The 227-nt window shown below is 60.8% G+C and carries 1 protein-coding gene; it reads right to left on the bottom strand.

Going from position 1 to position 227, the window contains the following annotated elements; all coding sequences use genetic code 11:
* Nucleotides 1-227 (bottom strand): hypothetical protein (locus tag GTN70_03620; GenBank protein NIO16077.1); only part of this gene is annotated, 227 nt, incomplete at both ends.

The following is a 227-nucleotide window of genomic DNA, read 5'->3' as shown; positions in this document are numbered from 1 at the left end:
CCGTCCCTGGGCGCCAGGTTGGGATTTACGTTTGCAAGGTAAAGGGTGCCGGGTACGAGGGGATCTGCGCTTTCTGTGGCGGAGAGGTAGATTCTGTTCGATGCGGTGACGGAGAGCCACGGGGCGGTGAACGAGCCTGCCTCCTGGCCGAAGATCCTGGTCTTCGGGATGAGGATTTTTCCCGGGACATCCGCGCTGTCGAAGTCGGCCATCGCATAGTAGGCGAT

It is taken from the genome of Deltaproteobacteria bacterium (assembly GCA_011773515.1).
Classification (GTDB): Bacteria; Desulfobacterota; Deferrimicrobia; order J040; family J040; genus WVXK01.
Note: the sequence above shows the minus strand (reverse complement) of the source record. Positions and strands in the feature narration are given on the sequence as shown.